The sequence below is a fragment of the Caulobacter sp. genome (genome assembly GCF_039596335.1).
Taxonomy (GTDB): Bacteria; Pseudomonadota; Alphaproteobacteria; order Caulobacterales; family Caulobacteraceae; genus Caulobacter.
Genome location: NZ_JBCNJZ010000007.1, coordinates 1 through 24,041 on the forward strand (window position 1 = coordinate 1; position 24,041 = coordinate 24,041).

A 24,041-nucleotide genomic window follows, 5' to 3' on the forward strand; every position below is an offset into this window, starting at 1 on the left:
GCCAGCGACAGATCAGGTGGCGTTCTTCAATCGTGATATGGTCGTAGCGCGATCCCATGTGAAAAATCTCCGTGGACGTAAGTCCATAAAAACCCTCACAAATCGCACTTCAAAATAGAATCCGCCCTTCGTTATACATTTATCGTCTAAGATATATTATCGGAAATATATGCGTCGCGGTCTTGGTGCGACGTCTGCTGGGCTGCGCCGTTTGCTGACGTTGATGTACCTCCAGGAATCGGACTTACAGCTGATTGAGGAGACCTGTACCGGGCGATGCCGCTTGCAGCGCGGCCCGATCTGCCCGACAGCTCCTCGCCATATGGACCTCGGGGGCTTTATGAAACGATTGTGGGCGGTCGCCGCAGCCATCATGATCATGACGGGGGGCAATGAGACGACCCGCGCGGCGGAACTCAATCCGGCCTGTGGCGCGCCGGGGCGACCAGTCAGCGAACAAGGCTTCGTCCAGATCGGCGGTATTCCGCAATGGGTAGCCGTGGATGGCCAGGATTGCGCCAATCCCGTGGTCCTGATTGTTCATGGCGGACCTGGCAACCCCAACACCCCCTTCGCTCGAAACCTATTCGGCGACTGGTCCAAAGACTTCACCGTCGTTCAATGGGACCAGCGCGGTGCAGGAAAGACCTATGGTGAGAATAAGCCCGCTGAGGACGAGCCCTTGACGGTGGCTCGGCTGACCGCCGACGGCGTCGAGATGGCGCGCTACGCGACCCAGCGCTTCGGCAAGCGCCAGGTGATCTTGATGGGCGGCTCGTGGGGCTCGGCCCTGGCCGTCAACATCGCCATGGCGCAGCCGGATCTGTTCAAGGCCTATGTCGGCACGGCCCAGCTGGTGAACTACCAGCTGGACATGCAGGCCAGCTACACCAAGACGCTGGCTTTGGCGAAGGCTGCCGGCGATGCGCAGTCGCTGGCGAAGCTGGAACCGCTGGGCCCGCCGCCTTGGACGGATCCGCGCGCCTTCGGAATTCTGCGCCGCATCACCCGAAAGTACGAGGCGCAAGGCGCCGAAGCCCCGCCGAAAGGCTGGTTCACCTTCGGCCCCGGCTACGACACGCCCGCCTACGAGGCCGACTACACGGCGGGCGAGGACTACTCGTTCCTGAACTTTGTCGGCCTGCACGGCGACGGCATGGGTCCGCAGATTGACCTACGAAAGCTAGGGACCCAGTTCGCCATGCCAGTTTGGGTTCTACAGGGAGAGGTTGACCTGGTGACGCCCCAGGAGGTCTCCAAGCCTTACTTCGATGCGATCCAGGCGCCGAAAAAGACTTGGATCTCTCTGCCGCGCACCGGGCACGACCCGAACCGCATCATGATCGACGCGCAGCTAGCGGCGCTAAAGGCTGCGGCGGCAACCCACTAGCCTCGGGACGTCCGGGGCCGGCGCCAGTGGGCGTGGCGCGTTGCCATGCGCAGTTTCGTGTATGTTGTATCTCAAAGGACGAACGGGAACGGCGACAGCGACTTGCTGTTTTCCTCGACCAGCAGCGTCCGGTTGATCGGCGCGGCAGCGCGCTGTGGGCATGCCGGACGTTCGCAGATCCGGCACGACGGACCGATCTCGACGGTGATCGGCGCGCTCATGTCCAGGCCGCGGGCGTGGACCAGCTTGCCGACGTATTTCAGCTCGCAGCCCAGGCCGACGACCAGTTCGTCCTCGAGGCCCGAATGAAGACCCGACACCCGGCGCACCGTGCGCGACAGCGTGAAATAGCGCGCGGCGTCCGGCGTTTCGATCACCTGGGTGACGATGCGGCCCGGGGTCTTGAAGCTGTCGTGGACGTTCCAGCGCGGACAGGCGCCGCCGAAGCGCGAGAACGGGAACGGCCCGGCGGCGAAGCGCTTGGAGATGTTCCCCGCCGCGTCCAGTCGCATCATGAAGAACGGCACGCCGCGCGCGCCCGAACGACCCAGGGTCGTCAGGCGCTGGGCGGCTTGTTCATAGCTGACGCCAAAGCGCGGACGCACCCGCTCGATGTCGTAGCCGCTGGCCTCCATGGCGGCCAGGAACGGCTCGTACGGCATCATGATCGCCGCGGCCAGATAGCCGTCCAGGAACACTTTCAGCAGCTGGCGTGTGGCGCGGTCCGGCGCCTTGAAGCGGTCGGTCAGATCCGACAACACCGCCTCGCCCTCCATCAGGCCCAGCTGGTAGCACATGCCGAACAGCCGGCTGGCCGGGGCCAGGGTCTCTGACAGCATCAGGCGCTTGCGGTGATGGTCGTAGCGGCGCAGCGAGCCGGTCATCACCTCGACGGGCATGATCCGGGTCTGGACGCTGAACTTGGTCTGCAGGCGCTCGCGGACGGCGGGTCCCAGGTCCTGCGGATCGGCCTTCAGCTGGGCGACGATGCTCTCGGCCAGGGTCTCCAGCTCGGCGAAGTGGTTGCGCTGGGCGCCGACCAGGTCGCGAACCCAGTCGGTCGGCGATTGCTCGGAGGCCCCTGCCCCGTCCGGCCGCTCGAAGACGCCCAGATCGATCAGGCGGCCGCGATCCAGATAGGCGCGATAGAGGCGGCTCATGGCCTCGGCCAGGCCTGGCGACAGCTCGGCGACCTCGGCCGCCTCGTGGCGCGAGACGCCCAGGTCGGCGAACATCTTGTCGGCCAGCACCTCTTCCAGCCCCGCGCCGCCGCCCGGATCGTCAGCCGACAGGCTGCGCAGGTCGAGATCATACGCGTCGGCCAGCCGCAGCAGGATCTGGGCCGTCACCGGCCGCTGGTTACGCTCGAGCAGGTTCAGATAGCTGGGCGAAACGCCCAGTTCCTCGGCCATGCGGGCCTGGGTCACGCCCAGATCGCGCCGGAGCCGCTTGAGACGGCCTCCCAGGAACAGCTTCTTATCGTTCTGCTTTTTGTCGAGCACGGCCATTTCGTCAAGTTGTCACGACTTTACAGAAATTACAAAGTCGATCTTTGACAAATTGCCTTCAATAGGTTCGACCGCTCCCGCAGTGCAGCGTTAGCTCCATCCCAACGAACTTCCTCTGGGATTGAACACGATGACGCAGCGCAAGACCTACGCCGAACACCGCGACACTCTGCTGGCGCGCTATCCCGACGGTGTCGCGCCCGGTGGCGTGGACATCGACGCGATCATCCAGCTGAAGCTGCAAAACACGTTCCCGACCCATCTGGACATCGCTCGGGCCATGGCCCCGGTCATGCGCGCCGACATGGCCGCCTATGACGCCGACAGCTCCAAGTTCACCCAGTCGCTGGGCTGCTGGTCGGGCTTCCACGCCCAGCAGATGATCAAGTCGGTCAAGCGCCTGCGCGGCACGACCAAGGGCGCTTACGTCTACCTCTCGGGCTGGATGGTCGCGGGCCTGCGCAATCGCTTCGGTCACCTGCCCGACCAGTCGATGCACGAGAAGACCTCGGTCGTCGACCTGATCGAGGAGATCTACGTCTCGCTGCGCCAGGCTGACGAAGTCGCCATCAACGACCTCTTCAAGACGCTGAGCGCCGCTCGCAAAGCCGGCGACCAGGTCGCCGAGCAGGCCGCGATCAAGGCGATCGACCACTTCGAGACCCACGTGGTGCCGATCATCGCCGACATCGACGCCGGCTTCGGCAACGAGCATGCGACCTATCTGCTGGCCAAGGAGATGATCAAGGCCGGCGCCTGCTGCCTGCAGATCGAGAACCAGGTCAGCGACGCCAAGCAGTGTGGCCACCAGGACGGCAAGGTCACCGTGCCGCGCGAGGACTTCATCGAGAAGCTGCGCGCCTGTCGCCTGGCCTTTGAGGAGCTGGGCGTCGACGAGGGCGTCATCGTCGCTCGCACCGACAGCCTGGGCGCGGGCCTGACCCAGAAGATCCCGGTCAGCCAGGGGCAAGGCGATCTGGCCGCCGACTACATCAAGTGGCTGAAGACCGAGGAGATCACGCCTTCGAACCCGCTACGCGACGGCGAGCTGGCGATCATGAAGGACGGCGCCTTCCACAAGCCCGTGCGCATGGCCAACGGCCTGTTCGCCTTCCAGGACGACACGGGCCGCGCGCGGGTCATCGAGGACTGCATCGCCAACCTGACCCAGGGCGGCGCCGACCTGCTGTGGATCGAGACCGACACGCCCAACGTCGACGAGATCGCCTCGATGGTGGCCGAGGTCCGCAAGGCCGTGCCGAACGCCAAGCTGACCTACAACAACTCGCCGTCGTTCAACTGGACGCTCAATCTGCGTAAGCAGGTGCGCGAGCAGTGGATCGCCGAGGGCAAGATCCATGCGGACAGCTATCCGGACGGCAATGTCCTGATGTCGGCCGAGTACGACAACAGCGACCTGGGACGCGAGGCCGACGAGCGCCTGGCGCGCTTCCAGGTCGACATCGCCGCCCGCGCCGGGGTGTTCCACAACCTGATCACCCTGCCGACCTTCCACCTGACGGCCAAGAGCATGGACGAGCTGTCGCGAGGCTACTTCGGCGACGATCGGATGAAGGCCTACGTCAATTCGGTGCAGCGCGAGGAGATCCGCCGCGGGGTCTCGGCCGTGAAGCACCAGCACGAGGTCGGCTCGGACCTGGGCGACACCTTCAAGGAGATGGTCGCCGGCGAGCGCGCCCTGAAGGCTGGCGGCCACGCCAACACCATGAACCAGTTCGCGGCCGAATAGCCCTCTTCCCCTCCCCACCCAAGCCAGGAGTAAAGTCGATGTCTGTCACGCAATTCGCCCCCGCCTCGATGCCGGACTCCGCCGCCAAGGATCGCGCCGTCGATCGCGTCGCCGAAGCCTCGCACCGCCTGAACGAGGCCGTGCGCCGCGCCATCGAGGCCGGTTACTCGGTCGAACTGGTCCGCGCCTCGCGCCACCACGACGGAACGGGTAATTGGGGTGACCAGATCGTCCCGACCGTCCGCCCCACCAACGGCGCCGCCTAAGAGCGCCGACTACAATAACCGACCAGAGTCCCGACGACGGCTCCCCGGATCTTCCGGGGAGCCGATCTCACCGCCAGGAAAGCTTCCCATGCCGCTCGACATCGCCGCCAACATTCAGGTCACCGGTCCAGTTGCTGGCCGAGCTGCGGAAGTACTGACCCCCGAAGCCCTGGACTTCGTGGCCGACCTGCATCGCCGCTTCGACACCCGCCGGCGGGAGCTGCTGCAGGCCCGCCAGGCGCGGCAGGCCCGGTTCGACGCCGGCGAGTTGCCGGACTTCCTGGCCGAAACGGCCCATGTCCGCGCCGCCGATTGGAGCGTCGCGCCGGTCCCAGCCGACCTGCTGGACCGCCGCGTCGAGATCACCGGTCCTGTCGATCGCAAGATGATCATCAACGCCCTGAACTGCGGGGCCAAGGTGTTCATGGCCGACTTCGAGGACGCCACGGCCCCGACCTGGGAGAACGTCGTCGAGGGGCAGATCAATCTGAAGGATCGCTGGTCCGGCCAGTTGACCCATGTCGATCCCAAGTCCGGCAAGTCGTACGCCATGGGCGCGACGCCGGCGGTGCTGAAGATCCGCCCGCGCGGCTGGCACCTGATGGAGCGCCACCTGGAGGTCGACGGCCAGGCCGTGGCCGGGGCGTTGTTCGACTTCGGCCTCTACGCCTTCCACAACGCCAAGGCGACGCTGGCGCAGGGCTCGGGCCCCTACTTCTATCTGCCCAAGCTGGAGAGCCACCTTGAGGCTCGCCTGTGGAACGACGTCTTCGTCCGCGCCCAGGAGGCCCTGGGCCTGCCCGTCGGGACGATCAAGGCCACGGTGCTGATCGAGACCATCCCGGCCGCCTTCGAGATGGACGAGATCCTGTTCGAGCTGAAGGACCATATCGTCGGTCTGAACTGCGGTCGCTGGGACTACATCTTCTCGTTCATCAAGCGCCTGGGCCGCACGCCGGCTTTCCTGACCCCGGACCGCTCGGCCATGGTCATGGGCAAGGCGTTCCTGGGCGCCTATTCGCTGAAGCTTATCCAGACCTGTCACCGCCGCGGCGCCTTCGCCATGGGCGGCATGGCGGCCCAGATCCCGGTCAAGGGCGACGACGCCGCCAACCAGGCCGCCTTCGCCAAGGTCAAGGCCGACAAGGAGCGCGAAGCCGGGTCCGGCCACGATGGCACCTGGGTCGCCCACCCGGATCTGGTCCCCGTGGCCATGGAGGTCTTCGACCGTCTGATGCCGAGCGCCAACCAGCGCGACAAGACGCTGGAGGGGCTGGAGATCACCGCCGCCCAGATGCTGGAGCTGCACGAGGGCGTGCGCACGGAGGCCGGCGTGCGCGAGAACATCCGCGTCGGCGTACGCTACACCCAGGCCTGGCTGGAAGGCCGCGGGGCCGTGCCGCTCTACAATCTGATGGAGGACGCCGCGACAGCCGAAATCTGCCGCACGCAGCTTTGGCAGTGGATCCGCCTGGGGGCCGAGCTGGACGACGGCCGGGTGCTGACCTCGGAGCTGTTCGTCAGCCTGTTCACCCAGGAGATGGAGGCTCTGCGCCGCGACTTCGGCTCGCCGCGTCTGGAGGCCGCCGCCGAGCTCTTCACGCGGATGGTGCTGGCTGACGGCCTAGAAGAGTTCCTGACCCTGCCGGCCTATGACCTGATCTAAAAGCGGAAAGTCCCGGGTCGCTCTAGGCGGCGATCCGGGCGTCCAGGGCGGCCAGCTTGACCAGGATACGGTCCAGGGTCGAGCGCTTCACCGGCTTGCCGTCGCGCAGCTTGGTCCAGGTCGTCTCGCTGATCGCATAGCAATCGAACAGATGCTCGCGGGTGATCGCGGGCAGCTTTGAGCGCAGGCGCTGGAAGATCTCGCGGGAGATGGTGACGGTTTCAGCCATGGCTATCTGTGAGAGCGAACAGTAGGGTTAAGGCGGGCGGCGCGGCTTGTACCGCGCTCCTGTGACGGTGATGTTATCCTGTCACGTTTTTCGTTCATTTTTGTGTCCGTGTTCGGACAAGTGCTTGATGCAGCTTCAGAATGTGAAGCGCATGCCGTCATAGGCCGGCTCGACGCCCGGCGGCAGGCGCGCGGCCAGGGCGTTGAAGTCCAGGTCGATATGCAGGTTCGTCAGGATGGCCCGGCGCGGCTTGGCCTTGGCGATCCACTCCAGAGCCAGCTCGACATGGGCGTGGGTCGGGTGCGGCGTCCAGCGCAGGGCGTCGACGATCCAGACGTCCAGATCGGCCAGATCCTTCCAGCTGTCGTCGGGAATGGCGCGGACGTCGGGGGTGTAGGCCACGCCGCCGAAGCGGTAGCCGACGGCGCGGATCTCGCCGTGGTCGACGTCGAAGGTGTGGACCGGGACCGGGCCCGAGGGGCCGTCGACCTCGAAATCCTCGCCCAGCGGCGGGATCAGGCGCGGCTCCAGGATGGCCGGATAGCCGCCGCGGGTCTCGAAGATGTAGTTGAACCGGGTCAGCAGGCCGTCGTGCGTGGCCTGGTCCATCCAGGTCGGGATGCGCTGGCGCTGATTGAGGAAGAACGGCCGCAGGTCGTCGATGCCGTGGGCCTGGTCGGCGTGATCGTGGGTAAACAGCGCCCCGTCGACCCGCTTCACGCCCGCCTGGGCGGTCTGCAGGCGCAGGTCCGGCGAGGTGTCGACGACGACCGTGGTCTCGTGCTGGGGCCCCTGCCCCGTTCCTTCGTTTTGGAGCCTGCGGACCAGCAGCGAGCAGCGCGAGCGATGGTTCTTGGGCTCGGCCGGATCGCAGTCGCCCCAATTGCCGTCGGCGCGCGGCACGCCGCCGGACGAGCCGGAGCCCAGGATGGTGAACTCCAGCGGTCCGGTCATGGCCTGGGGATCCGATCAAACAGGTTGAAGAAGGCGTCTTCCGTGCGTTGCTCGGTCTCGGCCCGGCTCCAGCCGCGGATCTCGGCCAGCTTGTCGTAGATGTGCGGCAGATAGGCCGGCTCGTTGCGGCGGCCGCGCATCGGCACGGGGGCCAGGTACGGACAGTCAGTCTCGACGATGATCCGGTCGGCTGGCATCTCGCGGATGGTCTCGCGGACGTCCTCGGCAGCCTTGAAGGTGGCGATGCCCGAGACCGAGAACCACGCGCCCAGCGCCGCAGCCCGGGCAGCCAGCTCGGCGCCGCTGGTATAGCAGTGCATCAGGATCTTGAACGGACCGGCCGCGTGCTCCTCCTCGAGGATCTGGCCCATGATCTCGTCGGCCTCGCGGGTGTGGACCACCAGGGGCAGGCCGCTGTCACGCGCGGCGATGCAGTGCTGGCGGAACACCTGGGCCTGAACCTCGCGCGGCGAGAAGTCGTAGTGGAAGTCCAGACCGCATTCGCCGATTCCGATGACACGCGGACGACTGGCCAGCTCGACCAGGCGCGCGGCGGTCAGCTCGGGGTCTTCCTTGGCCTCGTGCGGGTGCGTGCCGACCGTGCACCAGATGTCCGGCTCGGCCATGGCGATCGCGTGAACCGCCTCGAACGAGGAGACCTTGTCGCAGATGGTGACCATCAGGGCGATGCCGGCCTCGCGGGCGCGGGCGATGACGGCGTCCTTGTCCTCGGCGAACTGGGGCGCGTGCAGATTCACATGGCTGTCGATGAGCATGCCGCTCAAATCGCCGTCTTGGCCGCCGCGCGCAAGTCCGAGATGACGCTCCAGAAGACATCGGCGCGATCCAGGTTCACGGCCTCGGCCTCGCCGGGCCAGCGCGACAGCCGCTCCCACGCCGCCGCCCAGCGGTCCAGGCCCGGCGAATTCTTGCCGTCGGCTGCCACCTGGGTGGCGAAGATCCTGACCTGGTCGGCCAGGCGATCCATCAGCAGTTCGAAGCGCGCCGCGCCCTCGGCCCCGCGGAACGTATCGGCCATGGCCAGCAGCGCGCCCTCGTCCAGCTTGGGCAGGCCGCGCAGGATCTCGTTGGCCGCGTCGTCCATCTCCAACGCCTTGGCGGCGGCCAGCTGCAGCGCCTTGCCGGGCGCGCCGTGGGCCATGCGGGCCAGGCGCTCGGCGTCGCGGCCGGAGATGTCGGCCATGCGCTCGACCATGTCGGCGGCGGCGGCGATGCCCGGCGCCGGCACGGCCAGGCGACGGCAGCGCGAGCGGATGGTCGGCAAGAGCTTGCCGGGCGCATGGCTGATCAGGAAGATCACCCCGCGCGGCGGCGGCTCCTCCAGAGTCTTCAGCACAGCGTTGGCGGCGTTGACGTTCAGGTCGTCGGCGGCGTCGATGATAGCCACCCGATAGGGCGAGACCGCCGGGGTGGTGGCGAAGAACTCGGGCAGTTGGCGGGCCTCGTCGACCGGGATCGACTTGCGGGCCTTGCCGTCGTCGGTCAGGCGCTCCAGCACCATCAGGTCGGGATGCGACCTGGCGGCGACCTGGCGGCTCACGGCGTCGGACGGCGCGGCGCCCAGCAGGCCCATGGACGGGTCGGGTCGCGCGCCCAGCAGGCGGCGGGCCATGCGATAGGCCAGGGTCGCCTTGCCTACGCCCTCGGGCCCGGTCAGCAGCCAGGCGTGGTGCAGCCGGCCGCGCTCCAGCGCATCAATGAACGCGGCCTCGGCGGCCGTCTGGCCTTCCAGCCCGTAGACGTCGCGCGGATGGGGCGGCATCAGAGATTCAGGCGCTGGGCGACCGCGGCCCAGATGGCGTCGGTCACGGCGTCCAGCTCGGCGTCGGCGCCGATGACGACGCAGCGCTCGGGCTCCTGACGGGCGATCTCCAGATAGCCGGCGCGAAGACGCTCGTGGAACGGCAGGCCCTTGGACTCGAACCGCGCGGCGCCCCCACGGGCCTCGGCGCGGGCCAGGCCGACCTCGGCGGGCAGGTCCAGGATCAGGGTCAGGTCCGGAACCGTGCCGGCCAGCACGTGGTCCTCCAGCGCCGCGATCAGCGAAGCCGGGGCGTCGCCGCCGGCGCCCTGATAGGCGCGGGTCGAGTCGGCGAACCGGTCGCACAGCACGAACTTGCCGTCGGCCAGGGCCGGGCGGATCACCCGCTCCACGTGGTCGCGGCGGGCGGCGTACATCAAAAGGGTCTCGGTGACCGGCGACCAGCGGTCGGCGTCGCCATTGACCAGCAGCTCGCGGATCGCCTCGGCGCCCGGGCTGCCGCCCGGCTCGCGGGTGACGACGACGTCATGGCCGGCGGTCTGTAGCCGCTCGGCCAAACGGCGGATCTGGGTGGACTTTCCAGCCCCCTCCCCGCCTTCGAAACTGATGAAGGAACCCTGGGTCACCCGGCCTGCATCGACCGGTTTTGGGGCTATGTCTAGGGGCGAAGAACCGTCGCGCCTTGATATCCCAAGGCTTCTACGCGCTGGCGCAGGTTCCAGGCCTCGCCCTCGGTCTGGCCGGCCGAAACCGTGACGCGATAGAGCGTACCGCTGGCCCGTTCGATGGTGTCGATCATGGCCTGGCCCGAGCCGGACAGCTGCCGCACGGCCTTCTCGGCGTTCTCGCGGCTGGAGAACGAGCCGGCCTGGACGCGATAGGCTGACTTGCCGGCGCTGGCGAACACGCGGTCGGGCGGGTTGATCGGCGGGGCCGACTGCTGGATCGGCGCATTTGGCGAGGCCCAGTCGGGCTCCGGACGCGATGGCAGAACCTGCACGCGCTGGGTCGGCTCCTGGATGTCATCGAAGCTGCGCGCGGCGTTGCGGACCGGCGGAGGGGGCGGCGGAGACGCTGTGGCGCGGGCATATTGGCGCGGCGCATCAAAGGCGTTCTTCGGTGCAGGGCCAACATACTTCACGCGAACGCGGGCCACGCCCTTTTGTTTGTAGCCCAGCTCGTCGGCGGCGGCCTTGGAGAGATCGATGACCCGGTCGCCGACGAACGGGCCACGGTCGTTGACCCGCAGGATCATCTTGCGGCCGTTATCCAGGTTGGTCACCTCGACCAGGCTGGGCAGCGGCAGGGTCTTGTGAGCGGCTGAGGGCCGGTTCATGTCGAAGACCTCGCCATTGGCGGTGCGGCGATTGTGAAATTGATCGCCGTACCAGGACCCGATCCCGACGACGTTGTAGTTCGGATCCTCCTTCGGATAATACCAGACGCCGTTGATTTGATAGGGCTTTGCCGTGCCGCGCAGCGGCTTGCCATCGCGCCCAACGGTCGAGCCATGGCGTGGCGCAGAGCCACGCGTGGTGTCGTTGCGGGCCGTGGCGGTGTAGCCGGACTTGCCGGTGCCGTACTTGGGCGTGGCGCAGGCGGCCAGACTGGCGGCGGCCAGGGCCATCAGGCCCGCCACTCGCACATTCCGCCAAACCTGTTCGAAGCGCTGGTTCATGCTCTCGTCGTCCAGTCGGGCCCACACCCTTCCGAGCCGATAGAGTCACTGGTTTGTTTTGAAGTCTGGTTAAGGACCTGGAGCACTGATATAGCCGCCTGCTCCGGGCAGGTGGCCGAGTGGTTTAAGGCAGCGGTCTTGAAAACCGCCGTAGGTGAAAGTCTACCGTGGGTTCGAATCCCACCCTGCCCGCCAGACTTCAAATCTCGAAAAACCCTTTCAGGACAAGCATGTCGGCGACTTCTACCGCGCTCTACGGCCAGGCCGACCATGATCTGGCGCCCGCCGCGCCGGACGCCGTTCAGCTGTCGCCGACGATCGTCAGCTCGACCGACATCGCGTCGCTGCCGGACGAATCTCTTAACGCCGTGACTGTCCGCGCGCCCGCGGGCGCCGTGGAGCGACGTTATGTCCTGGCCCATGCCTTGCGAATCCTCGCGCCGAACGGCCGGCTGACCGCCTTCGCCCCGAAGGACCGCGGTGGCCTGCGCCTGAAGAAGGAGCTGGAGGCTCTGGGCTGCGAGGTCGGCGAAAGCGCCCGTCGCCACAATCGCATCTGCCTGGCCGTCCGCCCGGCCGACACCAAGGCGTTTGAAGCCGACATCAAGGCCGGTTCGCCGCGCCAGATCGCCGAGAACGGCCTGTGGACCCAGCCTGGCGTGTTCAGCTGGGACCGCCTGGACGCCGGCACCAACGCCCTGCTGCAGGTCCTGCCGCCGTTTGCCGGCGCGGGCGCGGACTTCGGGGCCGGTATTGGCCTTCTGGCGCTCAACGTCCTGGCGTCGCCGAAGGTCACTAAGCTGACCCTGGTCGAGTTGGATCGCCGGGCCGTCGACGTCGCAAAGCGCAACGTCACCGATCCGCGCGCCGACTTCGTCTGGGGCGACGTGCGCCAGACGGAGCTGAAAGACCTCGACTTCATCGTCAGCAACCCGCCGTTCCACGAGGGTGGCGGCGAGGACAAGACCCTGGGTCAGGCCTTCATCGCCTCGGCGGCGGCGGCTCTGCGCAAGAGCGGCGTGCTGTGGATGGTGGCCAACCGCCACCTGCCTTACGAGGCGATCCTGGGCGAGAGCTTCAGCAAGGTGCGGCTTGTCGCGGAAGGCAGCGGCTACAAGGTGTTCGAGGCCCGCAAGTAATGGCCCCAATCCAATGACTAAGGCCATGATGGCGCGCCTGGATCGACTGCTGGCCAATCTGGGCTATGGCAGCCGCAAGGACGTCCAGGCCCTGGTCGCCGCCGGCAAGGTCGTGCTGGACGGCAAGGTGCTGAAGGACGCCGGGGCCCGCATCGCCGTCGACGCGACCCTGCCCGAGCGGATGACCATTCGCGGCGTCGCCGTAGATCCCCCCGCCCCGCTGGTGCTGATCATGCACAAGCCGCTGGGCGTGGTGTGTTCGCACAAGGAAGACGGCGAGAAGATCTACGACCTGCTGCCGCGCCGCTGGCGGCTGCGCGATCCGGGCCTGTCGACCGTGGGGCGTCTCGACAAGGACACCAGCGGCCTGATCCTGATCACTGACGACGGCGACTTCCTGCACCGGGTGATCTCGCCCAAGCGCCACGTGCCCAAGACCTACTTCACGACGCTGGACCGTCCGCTGAACGGATCGGAAGGCGAGCTGTTCGCCGCCGGGACGTTAATGCTGGATAGCGAGGAAAAGCCGCTGCTGCCGGCCCAACTGGACGTCGTTGACGACAAGACCGCGCGACTGACCCTCACCGAGGGCCGCTACCACCAGGTGCGCCGAATGTTCGCCGCCGTGGGTAACCACGTGGTCGCCCTGCACCGTGAACGGATCGGCGGACTGGTCCTGCCGGCCGACCTGGAGCCGGGCCAGCACCGCATCCTCCCCGCCGCCGAAGCCGAAGGGGTCTTCGCGGATGTCTGAGCCGATCCTGATCGACGCCCGCGGCCATCACTGCCCGGTCCCGACCCTAAAGCTGCGCAAGGCGCACGAGGCCGCTGCGCCGGGTTCGGAATTGGTCCTGCTGGCCACCGATCCGATGGCGCGCATCGACGTCCCGCACTTCGCCGGCCAGATCGGCGCCAGTGTGCTCGAGATCACCGACCAGGACGATGGGGTGATCAGGTTCCGTATTGTGAAGGCGGCTTGAGCGGGATCGGCTTGGGGCCTTCCAGCAAGGCCTGAGGACGCTCGTCCAGGGCGATCTCGACCTCGGTGGCCAGGGCGCCGCCGAAGAAGATCGCGTTCACGCTCCACGACAGCCAGATCAGGAAGATGATCACGGCCGAGATCGAGCCGTAGGTGGCGCCCAGATGGACGACCTTCTCGACATAGAAGGCGCTGGCCCAGGACATGAACACGCACAGGGCCGCGGCCGCCGCGCCGCCGGCGATCGAGGCGCGCCAACCGACGGTCTCGCGCGACATGGCGTAGCGATAGACCAGGCTCATGCCGATCACGATGCCCAGGCTGGCCCAGGTCCACTCGCTCTGGATCCACGACACGCCTTCCAGCGGCCGCAAGTCGACAGCCGAGGCCAGCAGGCGCAGGGCCAGGAAGACGCCGGACATCACGAACAGCAGGCCAAAGGCGGCGATCAGCACCAGCAGCGCCATGATGTTGAAACCGAAGAAGCCACGCTGGTTCTCCTCGTCGTGGATAAACGACAGGCCGGCCAGCAGGGCCTTGAAGCCACGGTGCGCGGCGTAGCCGCCGACCAGCAGCACCACGGCGCTCTGCAGAGAGATGGTCTGGCCCGAGGCCTGGGCCAGATGGCCGAACTCGTCCTGGAACATCGACCGGGCGCCCGACGGCGCCAGCTCGGCCAGCTTGGCCGCCTGGCGGGCGGCGGTTTCGGGGGTGAGGAAGAAGCTGTAGAGCCCGATCAGAATCGCCAGGCCGGGAAACACCGCCAGCAGGGCGAAGAACGAGACGCCGCCAACATATAGCATCACGTCGCGGCCCCACAGGCGGGACAGCGCCAGGCCCAGCACACGCAGGATTTCGCGGGCCCAGTGAATGGGATCAAGGTCGAGGTCGCGCCAGCGGATGCGGTGCAGCGGGTCTTGCATCCGCCGGACCATGGCGGGGCATGTCCTCAGAGTCAAAGTAAGGTCCAGAGTCAAAGACGCGCCGCCCTGGGACCGGACGGCGCGCCTCCGCAGGACGTGCCTGTGAACCGATCGCCACATCGAGGGACGGATGGCGCAGCGATCGATCGACACCCGCAAGCTAGGATCCGTCGCCTGAACCGCACCTGAACGCGGCAGTCATCCCTTTAGAGGGCGCCGGACGCTTTCAGCCCGGCGATCGCATCGGCCCCGAAACCCCAGTCGCCCAGGGCCTCGTCATTGTGAGCGCCGATCTTGGGGGGCGGCCCCTGGATCGCGCCCGGCGTGGCCGAGAACCGCGGCGCAGGAGCCGGCTGGGTGACACCGGAAAGCTCGACGAAGGTCTCGCGGGCGGCGTTGTGAGCGTGCTTGGGGGCCTCGTCGAGGTCCAGCACCGGAGCGAAGCAGACATCGGTGGCGTCCATGATCGCGCACCACTCGTCGCGGGTCTTGGTCTTGATCACGGCGCCCAGCTTCTCGCGCAGCTCCGGCCACTCCTCGCGGCTCATCTGATGCTGGAACTGCGGATCGGTGATGCCCGTCTTCTCCAGCAGCAGCAGGTAGAACTGCGGTTCGATCGAGCCGATCGAGATCCACTTGCCGTCAGCGCATTGGTAGGTGTCGTAGAAGTGCGCGCCGCCGTCGAGCAGGTTGGTGCGCCGGCCCTCGTTCCACATGCCGCCGGCCTTGAAGCCGTAGAACATGGCCATCAGCGAGGCTGCGCCGTCGCTCATGGCGCAGTCGATCACCTGGCCCTGCCCCGTCGACCGGGCATGGATCACGCCGGCCAGCAGGCCGAAGGCCAGATAGAGCGCCCCGCCCCCGAAGTCGCCGACCAGGTTAAGCGGCGGCACCGGCTTGTCCTCCGTGCCGATGGCGTGCAGCGCGCCGGTGATGGCGATGTAGTTCATGTCGTGGCCCGCGGCCTTGGCGTAGGGGCCGGTCTGGCCCCAGCCGGTCATGCGGCCGAAGACCAGCTTGGGATTGCGCGCCAGGGCGACGTCGGGACCCAGGCCCAGCCGCTCCATGACGCCCGGCCGGAAGCCCTCGATCAGGCCGTCGGCGCTTTCCAGCAGCTTCAGGCAGGTCTCGATGGCCTCGGGGTTCTTCAGGTCCAGCGCCACCGAGCGGCGGCCACGGGCGGTGATGTCAGCCGGCGATGACCGCCCCTGCCCCTTGCGGTCGATGCGGATGACGTCGGCGCCGAGGTCCGACAGCAGCATGCCGCAGAACGGCCCCGGGCCGATGCCGGCGAACTCGACGATCTTCAGTCCCGAAAGCGGCCCCTGGCCCATGATGTTATCTCCCTGTCGGCTCTTCGACGCGGCCGGTCGGGAGCTACTAGAACGGTCCTGACGTTCGGTCAGGCAAGCCCTTGCTGGGACAGGATCGACGAACTTCGATTCACCCCCAGCCTGCGGCGTTCCGTACCTTTGACCGCGCGGAGCCTCTGCTATGTTGCCGTGTCGAATCTCGGCGGTTTTGCATGACCGACCAAGCGAGCGTTCGGGCGGAGGTTGGTTTGGCGGTTGACGCCCGGATCCTGATCGTGGCGCGCGACGACGTTCGCGCCGGACCGCTGGCCGAAGGGCTGGATCGGCTGGGCTGGCGCACCATCACCGCGCGTGGCCCCTATGCCGCCCTCGCCGCCCTGGGCGACCTGCCGATCGAAGCCGTCATCGTCGACCTGGCCAGCGCCGGTCCCGAGACCCAGACCCTTGCCCGCCGCCTGAAGGCCGCCGTGGCGCCGCGCCGCCTGCCGGTCATCGCGATCGGCGAACCCGAAGGCGACTATCGCAACCAGGCCTTCGACCTGACCCTGTCACCGCCGCTGCACCCGTCCCAGGCCGCCTTGCGCCTGGAGACCCTGGTCCGCACCGCCATCGCCGAGGAAGAGTTCGAGCTGCGGCTGGAGACCTTCGGCGAGCGTGGCCGCCGGCTGGAACAGCCCGAAGCCCCCGAGACGCCGTTCCGCATCCTGGCCGTCGGCGAGCCAGCCCCGCAATTCCTGGCCCTATCCAACGCCCTGCAGCGCAGCGGCGCGGAAGTGGTCGGCGCCTTCACCGCCTATACCGCCTTCGACTATCTGCACGAGCGGGCCTTCGACTCCGTCGTCCTGTGGGCTGGCGACAGCCAACAGGAAGCCCTGTCGATCGCCGCGGGCATGCGCCGCAACACCCGCCTCTTCCACATCCCGGCCCTGCTGTATCTGAAGGCCGAGAGCTATGTGACCATGTCCGAGGCGTTCCATCGCGGCGTGTCCGACGTGGCCTCGCCCGAGACGCCCGAGGTCGAGACGGCCGTCCGTGTCATGGAGCTGGCGCGCAGCTTCCGGCGCGGCGAATCCATCCGCGGCGCGCTGGAGAAGGCCCGCAGCTCGGGCCTGATGGACGCCGCCACCGGCCTCTTCACCCGCGACCTGTTCGCCGCCCACCTGGCGCGGTTGTCGTCGGCCGCCCGCGAGCGCGCCCGGCCGCTGTCGATCTGCGTGCTGCGCATCGCCGACAAGCCCGAGACCGCCTGGGCTCGCCAGAACGGCTGGCTGGACCGGGCCATTCCGCAGATCGGCTCGATGGTCGGCCGCCTGGTGCGCGTCGAGGACACGCCGGCGCGCCTGGCCACCGAGGTCTTCGCCCTGGCCTTGCCCGCCACCAACCTGAACGCCGCCAAGGCCGCGGCCGAGCGGATCGCCGCCGTGATCGGCTGCACCGCCTTCGACGCCGGTGAGGACCGCCCGCCGTTCGTCTGCGAGTTCGACATCGGGGTCGCCGAGGTCCAGCCCGGCGAAGGCGCGGTGAAGGCCCTGGAACGGGCGGCCTCCAGCGCCCTCAAGCGGGACGCCGGCTGACGCCCTATATAGTCTTAGGTCCAGTCGCGTTCCCGAGGAGACCCGCGTGAGCCAGTCCCAACCTATGCCCCAGCCCATGTTGGTCGACGTCGTCGCCGATGTGGTCTGTCCGTGGTGCTATCTGGGCTGGCGACGGCTGAAATCGGCGCTGGCCCTGCGTCCCGACGTTCCGGCCCAGCTGATCTGGCGCGCCTATCAGCTGGACCCATCGCTGCCCGAGCAAGGCGTCGACCGCAAGGAATATATGGCCCAGAAGTTCAAGGACCCCGAGCGCCTGAAGGCCGTGCATGCGGCTCTGGTCGAGGGCGGGGCCGATGAAGGCATCGCCTTCAATTTCGACGCCATCGAATTTGCGCCCAACACCAACGCCGCGCACCGCCTGATCCGCTGGGGCCTGTCGGCCGGCGTCCAGGACCAAGTCGTCGAGGCGCTGTTCAAGGCCTATTTCGAGCAGGGTCTCGACATCGGCGATCCGATGGTGCTGGGCGATATCGCCGAAGCCGTCGGCATGGAGCGGCTGGTGGTGCTGCAACTGCTGGCCGAAGGCGCCGACAAGGAGGCCGTGGCCCGTGAGCACGCCATGGCTGTCCAGGGCGGCGTGACGGGCGTTCCGTTCGCCATCTTCGCCGGCAAGGTCGCCGTCGTCGGCGCCGAAACGCCCGAGCGCATCGTGCAGGCGATTGACCAGGCCCAGGCTTCCGGGGCCTGATCTCCTCTCACCAGAGTCGTCGGGGGGCGCGCCATGGACCATTCGAAACAGCAGATGATCAGCTACGCCATCACCGGCGTGGTGGTCGGCCTCGTGCTCTTCTTCCGTCTGCGCCGACTGAACCAGGAGCGACGGCTGAAGCTGGAATGGATGTGGGTGCTGCCGGCCATGATGGTCCTGGCGACCTTTGCGCTGCTGATGCAGTTTCCGCCGCACGGCCTTGAGTGGCTGTGGCTGGGCCTGGTGTTCGCGGTCGGCGCGGGCATCGGCTGGATGCGCGGCAAGCTGATCCCGATCAGCATCGATCCCGAAACTCACCTCCTCAACACCAAGCGCTCGCCGGCCGCCCTGCTCTTCCTGCTGGGGCTGTTCGTCGCGCGCTTCGCCCTGCGCTCGGTGCTGGATAGCCACGCCGAGGCCATGCACCTCAGCGTCGCCCTGCTGACCGATGGCTTCGTCGTGCTGGGCGTCAGTCTGTTCAGCATCTCGCGCCTGGAGATGGCCCTGCGCGCCTGGGCGCTGCTGAAAGCGGCCCGGGCGGCGAAGGCGGCGGCTTAGGCTTTCGCCAGCCGCGCCAGCACCGACAGGATCTTCTCGGCCGCATCGAGGCGTTGAGCCGGCGTGTCCCACTCGCCCTTGACCACGACCTTCTGGTCCGGACGGACCTTCCAGATCAGGTGGTTCTTGGCCACGTGCTGCATCAGCCCCATCGGGTTGGCGTAGGTGTCGGCCCGGAAGCTGGCCACAGCGCCCTTGGGCCCCACGTCGATCTTGGCGACATTGGCCTCGCGGCACAGGCCCTTGATGGCGACGACCTTGAGCAAGCTGTCGGTTTCGGGCGGCAGCGGGCCGAAGCGGTCGATCATCTCGGCGGCCAGGGCTTCGCGATCGGCGGCCTGCTCGGCTTCGGACAGGCGGCGATACAGCGACAGGCGCACGTTCAGGTCCGGCACATAGTCGTCCGGGATCATCACGGCCGCGCCGGTATTGATCTGCGGCGACCAGCCCCGGTCCTCGATCAGGGCTTCCTGGCCCTGCCGCTGGCGCAGCTCGGCCACGGCGTCTTCCAGCATCTGCTGATAGAGCTCGACGCCGATCTCCTTGATGTGGCCGCTCTGCTCGTCGCCCAGCAGGTTGCCGCCGCCGCGCTGGTCCAGGTCGTGGCTGGCCAGCTGGAAGCCGGCCCCCAGGCTGTCCAGCGACTGCAGCACCTGCAGACGCTTCTCGGCCGACAGGGTCAGGGTCTTCTCGACCGGCGTGGTCAGATAGGCGTAGGCGCGGGCCTTGGAGCGGCCGACGCGCCCGCGGATCTGATAGAGCTGGGCCAGGCCGAACATGTCGGCGCGGTGGACGATCAGGGTGTTGGCGGACGGGATGTCCAGCCCACTTTCCACGATCGTGGTCGCGAGAAGCACGTCGTACTGGCCCTCGTAGAAGGCCGTCATCACGTCCTCCAGCTGGGTGGCCGCCATCTGGCCGTGACCGACGACGTACTTCACCTCGGGCACCTGGGTGCGGAGGAACTTCTCGATGTCCTCAAGGTCCTTGATACGCGGCACGACGTAGTAGGACTGGCCGCCGCGGTACTTCTCGCGCAGCAGGGCCTCGCGCAGGGTCACCGGGTCGAACGGGCTGATATAGGTGCGCACCGCCAGACGATCGACCGGCGGGGTGGCGATGATCGACATCTCGCGGATGCCCGACAGCGCCATCTGCAGGGTGCGCGGGATCGGCGTGGCGGTCAGGGTCAGCATGTGCACGTCGGCGCGAAGCTCTTTCAGCTTCTCCTTGTGCTTGACCCCGAAGTGCTGCTCTTCATCGACGATCACCAGGCCCAGGTCCTTGAACGCGACCTGCTTGCTGAGCACCGCGTGGGTGCCGACCACGATCTCGAACTGGCCGTTGGCCAAGCCCTCGCGGGTCTCCGACGCCTCCTTGCCGGTGACCAGGCGCGACAGGCGCGTGACCTTGACCGGCCAGCCCTGGAAGCGGTCCTTGAAGGTCTTGTAGTGCTGGCGGGCCAAGAGCGTGGTCGGACAGACCACGGCCACCTGCTTGCCGCTCATCGCCACGACGAAGGCTGCGCGTAGCGCCACCTCGGTCTTGCCGAAACCGACGTCGCCGCAGATCAGGCGGTCCATCGGCTTGCCCGAGGACAGGTCTTCCAGAATGTCCTGGATGGCGCTCAGCTGGTCGTCCGTCTCCTCGTAGGGGAAGCGGGCGCAGAACTCGTCGAACACGCCCTGCGGCGGGTCGGTCTCCTCGACCGACTTCAGCGAACGGGCGGCGGCGATCTGGATCAGGCCCTCGGCCATGACCCGCAGACGTTCCTTGGCCCGCGCCTTGCGACCTTGCCAGGCCGCGCCGCCCAGCTTGTCCAGCTGGACATTGTCAGGATCGGACGCGCCGTAGCGGGTCAGTAGGTCGATGTTCTCAACCGGCAGATAGAGCTTGGCCTCGCCGCCATACATCAGGTCCAGGCAGTCGTGCGGCGCGCCCTGCACGTCCAGCGTCTTCAGCCCCTCGTAGCGGCCGATGCCATGGTCGATGTGCACGACCAGGTCGCCCGGCGTCAGGGCGCTGGCCTCGGCCAGGAAGTTGGCGGCGCGACGCTTCTTCCGCGGCCTCGCGAGGCGGTCACCCAGAATGTCGGTCTCGGAGATGACCGCCAGTTGATCGGTCTCGAAGCCGTGGTCCAGCGGCAGCACGACGCGCTGCGGGGTCTTAGGATCGTTCGCCTTCGCCGCCTGCCAGTAGCCGGCGAACGGGACCTTCTTCAGGCCGTGGTCGGCCAGCATGGTCCCGAGGCGCTCAGACGAGCCCTCGGACCACGAGGCGAACAGGACGCGCTTGCCCTCCCCGGCCAGCGTCTTGGCGTGGTCGGCGGTGGCCTCGAACAGATTGACGCTGTCCTGAGCCCGCTCGGCGGCGAACACCCGGCCGAGCTTCGCGCCCAGATCGACGACGTCCAGACCCTGGGGTTGGAACGGCGTGAACAGGCGGTGCGTGCGGTCGGTGAGCTCGCGGTCCCATTCGGCGGCGGTCAGATACAGAGCCTCGGGCGCCAGGGGGCGGTAGGCCGACTTGCGATCGGCGCTGGCGCGGGCCTCGTAGGCGTCCTGGATCATCGCGAGGCGCTCGTCGCGGGCCTCGGCGGCCTGGTGGTCGACGCCGATCAGGGAGCCGTCCGGCAGATAGTCGAACAGGGTCGACATCCGCTCGTAGAACAGCGGCAGCCAGTGCTCGAGACCGGCGCGGCGGCCGCCCTCGCTGACGGCGGCGTACAGCGGATCGTCGCCCGGCGCGCCGAACTCGGCGACATATCCCTTGCGGAAGCGTGAGATGCCGTCGGCGTCCAGCAGCGCTTCGCTGACCGGCAGCAGGTCGATCTCCTTCAGCTGCTTGGTCGAGCGCTGGGTCTCGGGATCGAAGGCGCGGATACTTTCAAGCGTGTCGCCGAACAGGTCCAGGCGCACCGGCTCCTCGGCGGCCGGCGGATAAACGTCGATGACCCCGCCCCGAATGGCGAATTCACCGCGCTCTGACACGGTGGAGGCGCGAGTGTAGCCGTTGACGGCGAAATAGCGCTCCAAGTCCTTGATATCGACGCTGTTGCCGACCTTGGCCGAATAGGAGGCGCGCAGCAGCACGTCCTTGGTCGGTACGCGCTGCAGCAGTGCTGGCGCGGCGATGACCAATATAGCGGCCTTTTTGTCCCCCAGACCGCGGGCCAGGCGCGACAGGGTCGCCATCCGCGTGGCCGAAACGCCCGACGACGGGCCGATGCGGTCGTAAGGCAGGCAGTCCCACGAGGGCAGCAGCACCGCCTCGATCTCGGGGGCGAAGAACTTCAGGGCGTCGATGAACGCGCCGGCCCGGGCCGTGTCGCGAGCGACGAAGGCGGTCAGGCCGCCGCGCGCCCGGGCGATGTCGGCCATCACCAGGGCGTCGAAACCCTCCGGCGCGCCGGCCAGGGTCAGGCCGCCGGCGGCCTTGGCGATCTGTTTGGCGTCGTAGGCCATGACGTCTCTTCTAAGTGTGCTTTAGGCGCCGTCGCCGATCGGGCGCGCGGCGTGCGCTTCGAACCGGAACACGCGGATCATCGCCAGGACGTCGGTCTCGAACTTTTCAGGCGTCGGCTCCTGGCCGACGATCCAGGCGTAGATCTCGCGATCCGGCTGTTCCAGCAGGGTTTCGAGCGTGTCGAACTGCTCAGGGCTGAGGTTCGGGCCGTGAACATCCGCGAACGGGCCCAGGATCAGGTCCGCTTCCCGGAAGCCGCGGTGCCAGGCGCGAAAACGAAGGCGCTTGAGACGGGAGTCGTGGTCGATGGTCATGTGTCGGCGGATATAGAGCGGTGCTCGCCCAGGCGCCAGCTTAACGGATGCTCGAACATGTCAGCAGAGTTCAGCCAGCCTTGCAGAGATTGACTTTGCCGACTTTCGGCCTATTTATCCCCACCTTCGGAGCAGGTCTGGCGAATCCGCGCCGCCCGCTCGCCCAAGCACGGGCGGCTCCGTCAGACCAGCGTGTAAATGACCGAATTTTCCGATCTCGGGCTTTCGCCCACGACCCTGCAGGCGGTCGCCGACACCGGCTATACCACTGCGACCCCCATTCAGGCTCAAGCCATTCCGGTGGCCCTCGCCGGCCAGGACGTGCTCGGCATCGCCCAGACGGGCACCGGCAAGACCGCCGCCTTCACCCTGCCGCTGATCGACAAGCTGCAGTCGGGCCGCGCCAAGGCTCGCATGCCGCGCGCCCTGGTCATCGCCCCGACCCGCGAACTGGCCGACCAGGTCGCCTCCAGCTTCGAGAAGTACGCCAAGGGCACCAAGCTCTCATGGGCGCTGCTGATCGGCGGCGTGTCGTTCGGCGACCAGGAGAAGAAGCTGGACCGCGGCGTCGACGTGCTGATCGCCACGCCCGGCCGCCTGCTGGACCACTTCGAACGCGGTAAGCTGCTGATGACCGGCGTCCAGTTCCTGGTCGTCGACGAAGCCGACCGCATGCTGGACATGGGCTTCATTCCGGACATCGAGCGCATCTTCAAGATGACGCCGCCCAAGAAGCAGACGCTGTTCTTCTCGGCGACCATGCCGCCGGAAATCACGCGCCTGACCAAGCAGTTCCTGAAGGATCCGGTGCGCATCGAAGTGGCCAAGCCGGCCACGACGAACGCCAACATCACCCAGCGCCTGCTGCGCGTCCCGACCTCGGACCCCAAGGCCAAGCGCCTGGCGCTGCGGGCCCTGATCGAGAAGGCCGCGCCGGAAACCGGCATCGTCTTCTGCAACCGCAAGAGCGAAGTCGACATCGTCGCTAAATCGCTGAAGGTGCACGGCTTCGACGCCGCCCCGATCCACGGCGACCTGGACCAGAGCCAGCGCACCAAGACCCTAGCGGACTTCCGCTCGGGCGCGCTGAAGATCCTGGTGGCCTCTGACGTCGCCGCCCGCGGCCTGGATATCCCGGCCGTCAGCCACGTCTTCAACTACGACGTCCCGCACCACGCCGACGACTACGTCCACCGCATCGGCCGCACCGGCCGCGCCGGCCGGACGGGCGAGGCCTACATGCTGGTGACCCCGGCCGACGACAAGGGCTTCGACAAGGTCATCAAGCTGATCGGCCAGACGCCGGACGAAGAGAAGATCGAGCTCGACTACTCCAACGCCGTGACGGTGAAGCGCGAAGGCGACCGCGATCGCAAGCGCGGCGGCCGTGATCGCGACCGCGATCGTGGCGAGCGCCCAGGTCGTGGCCGCGGCCGTGGCCGTTCGGAAGAGACCGCCGCCGAGGCCCCGGCCGAAGCCGAGGCTGTCGAGGCGACCGAAGCCGCGCCTGCCGAAGAGCGTCCCGCCCGCGAACGCAAGCCGCGCCGCGAGCGTGAGCCGCGCCGCGAGCGCGAGCGTGAGCCGCGTCCGACCGCCCCGGCCTCGACCATCGAAGCCGCCGAGCGCCCTGCCCGTTCGGAACGCCCCGAGCGTGCTGAGCGCCCGGAACGTCCCGAGCGCCCAGTGCGCGGCGTCCAGCCGGTCCGCGACCGCGACGACGACGATCGTCGCGTGGTCGGCTTCGGCAACGACATCCCCGCCTTCCTGGCGCGCCCGCCCCGCGGCAAGTAAGCGCGTCACGATCGAATGACTTGAAAGGCGCCGGCCAGTCCGGCGCCTTTTT

The 24,041-nt window shown here is 67.6% G+C and carries 22 protein-coding genes and 1 tRNA gene; 12 read left to right on the top strand and 11 right to left on the bottom strand.

Annotated elements, in window-relative coordinates; all coding sequences use genetic code 11:
- The first annotated feature begins 211 nt into the window (after window positions 1-211).
- Entirely contained in the window at window positions 212-1,390 is a 1,179-nt protein-coding gene (locus ABDW31_RS15340; protein WP_343699088.1) for an alpha/beta hydrolase, read from the top strand.
- Window positions 1,391-1,461: 71 nt separating this feature from the next.
- Here the strand turns inward: ABDW31_RS15340 and ABDW31_RS15345 are convergent, their stop codons facing one another.
- Window positions 1,462-2,898, bottom strand: coding sequence for a helix-turn-helix transcriptional regulator (locus tag ABDW31_RS15345; RefSeq protein WP_184719546.1), 1,437 nt, complete (start codon window positions 2,896-2,898; stop codon window positions 1,462-1,464).
- Window positions 2,899-3,028: 130 nt separating this feature from the next.
- On the opposite strand from ABDW31_RS15345, the gene ABDW31_RS15350 reads away from it, so the two are divergent.
- The 3 genes from ABDW31_RS15350 to aceB all read left to right on the top strand — a co-directional run bounded on the left by ABDW31_RS15350 (window position 3,029) and on the right by aceB (window position 6,580).
- The gene (locus ABDW31_RS15350; protein ID WP_343699089.1) at window positions 3,029-4,648 is read left to right on the top strand and encodes an isocitrate lyase; all 1,620 of its coding nucleotides are present in this window, start codon (window positions 3,029-3,031) and stop codon (window positions 4,646-4,648) included.
- Between the two features lie 38 nt (window positions 4,649-4,686).
- Complete coding sequence (locus ABDW31_RS15355) at window positions 4,687-4,914, top strand: hypothetical protein (RefSeq protein ID WP_184719543.1); 228 nt, start codon at window positions 4,687-4,689, stop codon at window positions 4,912-4,914.
- Window positions 4,915-5,002: 88 nt separating this feature from the next.
- On the top strand, window positions 5,003-6,580 hold the full coding sequence (gene aceB, locus ABDW31_RS15360) for a malate synthase A (protein WP_184719541.1): 1,578 nt from the start codon (window positions 5,003-5,005) through the stop codon (window positions 6,578-6,580).
- 22 nt (window positions 6,581-6,602) lie between these two features.
- Here aceB and ABDW31_RS15365 read toward each other — a convergent pair whose 3' ends face one another.
- From ABDW31_RS15365 to ABDW31_RS15390, 6 genes are all read right to left on the bottom strand, one after another.
- Window positions 6,603-6,809, bottom strand: a complete 207-nt coding sequence (locus ABDW31_RS15365; protein WP_184719539.1) for a hypothetical protein — start codon at window positions 6,807-6,809, stop codon at window positions 6,603-6,605.
- Window positions 6,810-6,944: 135 nt separating this feature from the next.
- The gene (locus ABDW31_RS15370; protein WP_184719537.1) at window positions 6,945-7,763 is read right to left on the bottom strand and encodes an MBL fold metallo-hydrolase; all 819 of its coding nucleotides are present in this window, start codon (window positions 7,761-7,763) and stop codon (window positions 6,945-6,947) included.
- Window positions 7,760-8,548 carry a TatD family hydrolase gene (locus ABDW31_RS15375; protein ID WP_184719536.1) on the bottom strand — a complete coding sequence of 263 codons (789 nt, stop codon included), beginning with the start codon at window positions 8,546-8,548 and terminating at the stop codon, window positions 7,760-7,762. The genes ABDW31_RS15370 and ABDW31_RS15375 overlap by 4 nt, the downstream gene beginning before the upstream one ends.
- Complete coding sequence (locus ABDW31_RS15380) at window positions 8,545-9,546, bottom strand: DNA polymerase III subunit delta' (RefSeq protein WP_184719534.1); 1,002 nt, start codon at window positions 9,544-9,546, stop codon at window positions 8,545-8,547. Before ABDW31_RS15380 ends, ABDW31_RS15375 begins: the two co-directional genes overlap by 4 nt.
- Window positions 9,546-10,172, bottom strand: coding sequence for a dTMP kinase (gene tmk / locus ABDW31_RS15385; RefSeq protein ID WP_184719532.1), 627 nt, complete (start codon window positions 10,170-10,172; stop codon window positions 9,546-9,548). The genes ABDW31_RS15380 and tmk overlap by 1 nt, the downstream gene beginning before the upstream one ends.
- Window positions 10,173-10,204: 32 nt before the next feature.
- Complete coding sequence (locus tag ABDW31_RS15390) at window positions 10,205-11,224, bottom strand: septal ring lytic transglycosylase RlpA family protein (protein ID WP_184719530.1); 1,020 nt, start codon at window positions 11,222-11,224, stop codon at window positions 10,205-10,207.
- Window positions 11,225-11,329: 105 nt separating this feature from the next.
- On the opposite strand from ABDW31_RS15390, the gene ABDW31_RS15395 reads away from it, so the two are divergent.
- The 4 genes from ABDW31_RS15395 to ABDW31_RS15410 all read left to right on the top strand — a co-directional run bounded on the left by ABDW31_RS15395 (window position 11,330) and on the right by ABDW31_RS15410 (window position 13,343).
- Window positions 11,330-11,419, top strand: a tRNA-Ser gene (locus ABDW31_RS15395).
- 35 nt (window positions 11,420-11,454) lie between these two features.
- Window positions 11,455-12,363 (top strand): class I SAM-dependent methyltransferase, encoded by a 909-nt coding sequence (locus ABDW31_RS15400; RefSeq protein ID WP_184719528.1) that lies wholly within the window; start codon window positions 11,455-11,457, stop codon window positions 12,361-12,363.
- Between the two features lie 13 nt (window positions 12,364-12,376).
- Window positions 12,377-13,117 carry a pseudouridine synthase gene (locus ABDW31_RS15405; protein ID WP_184719526.1) on the top strand — a complete coding sequence of 247 codons (741 nt, stop codon included), beginning with the start codon at window positions 12,377-12,379 and terminating at the stop codon, window positions 13,115-13,117.
- The gene (locus ABDW31_RS15410; RefSeq protein ID WP_184719523.1) at window positions 13,110-13,343 is read left to right on the top strand and encodes a sulfurtransferase TusA family protein; all 234 of its coding nucleotides are present in this window, start codon (window positions 13,110-13,112) and stop codon (window positions 13,341-13,343) included. Before ABDW31_RS15405 ends, ABDW31_RS15410 begins: the two co-directional genes overlap by 8 nt.
- On the opposite strand, the gene ABDW31_RS15415 is transcribed toward ABDW31_RS15410, so the two are convergent.
- Window positions 13,315-14,277 carry a YihY/virulence factor BrkB family protein gene (locus tag ABDW31_RS15415; protein ID WP_184719521.1) on the bottom strand — a complete coding sequence of 321 codons (963 nt, stop codon included), beginning with the start codon at window positions 14,275-14,277 and terminating at the stop codon, window positions 13,315-13,317. The two genes, ABDW31_RS15410 and ABDW31_RS15415, sit on opposite strands and share 29 nt — an antisense overlap.
- 194 nt (window positions 14,278-14,471) lie before the next feature.
- A complete protein-coding gene (locus tag ABDW31_RS15420) occupies window positions 14,472-15,599 on the bottom strand; it encodes a CaiB/BaiF CoA-transferase family protein (RefSeq protein WP_184719519.1) in 1,128 nt (375 codons plus the stop codon).
- A 227-nt stretch (window positions 15,600-15,826) separates the two neighbouring features.
- Here ABDW31_RS15420 and ABDW31_RS15425 point away from each other — a divergent pair, with 227 nt between their 5' ends.
- The 3 genes from ABDW31_RS15425 (at window position 15,827) to ABDW31_RS15435 (ending at window position 18,419) form a co-directional block, all read left to right on the top strand.
- The gene (locus ABDW31_RS15425; protein ID WP_184723907.1) at window positions 15,827-17,152 is read left to right on the top strand and encodes a PleD family two-component system response regulator; all 1,326 of its coding nucleotides are present in this window, start codon (window positions 15,827-15,829) and stop codon (window positions 17,150-17,152) included.
- A gap of 64 nt (window positions 17,153-17,216) precedes the next feature.
- Window positions 17,217-17,861: a DsbA family protein gene (locus tag ABDW31_RS15430; RefSeq protein ID WP_184723905.1), complete on the top strand. Its 645-nt coding sequence runs from the start codon at window positions 17,217-17,219 to the stop codon at window positions 17,859-17,861.
- Between the two features lie 33 nt (window positions 17,862-17,894).
- Window positions 17,895-18,419: a CcdC protein domain-containing protein gene (locus tag ABDW31_RS15435; RefSeq protein ID WP_184719517.1), complete on the top strand. Its 525-nt coding sequence runs from the start codon at window positions 17,895-17,897 to the stop codon at window positions 18,417-18,419.
- On the opposite strand, the gene mfd is transcribed toward ABDW31_RS15435, so the two are convergent.
- Together mfd and ABDW31_RS15445 are read right to left on the bottom strand one after the other, a co-directional pair.
- On the bottom strand, window positions 18,416-21,883 hold the full coding sequence (gene mfd / locus ABDW31_RS15440; RefSeq protein ID WP_184719515.1) for a transcription-repair coupling factor: 3,468 nt from the start codon (window positions 21,881-21,883) through the stop codon (window positions 18,416-18,418). The genes ABDW31_RS15435 and mfd overlap by 4 nt on opposite strands.
- Before the next feature lie 21 nt (window positions 21,884-21,904).
- Window positions 21,905-22,198 carry a succinate dehydrogenase assembly factor 2 gene (locus tag ABDW31_RS15445; protein ID WP_184719513.1) on the bottom strand — a complete coding sequence of 98 codons (294 nt, stop codon included), beginning with the start codon at window positions 22,196-22,198 and terminating at the stop codon, window positions 21,905-21,907.
- A 198-nt stretch (window positions 22,199-22,396) separates the two neighbouring features.
- Here ABDW31_RS15445 and ABDW31_RS15450 point away from each other — a divergent pair, with 198 nt between their 5' ends.
- A complete protein-coding gene (locus ABDW31_RS15450; protein ID WP_184719511.1) occupies window positions 22,397-23,989 on the top strand; it encodes a DEAD/DEAH box helicase in 1,593 nt (530 codons plus the stop codon).
- The last annotated feature ends 52 nt before the right edge of the window (window positions 23,990-24,041 follow it).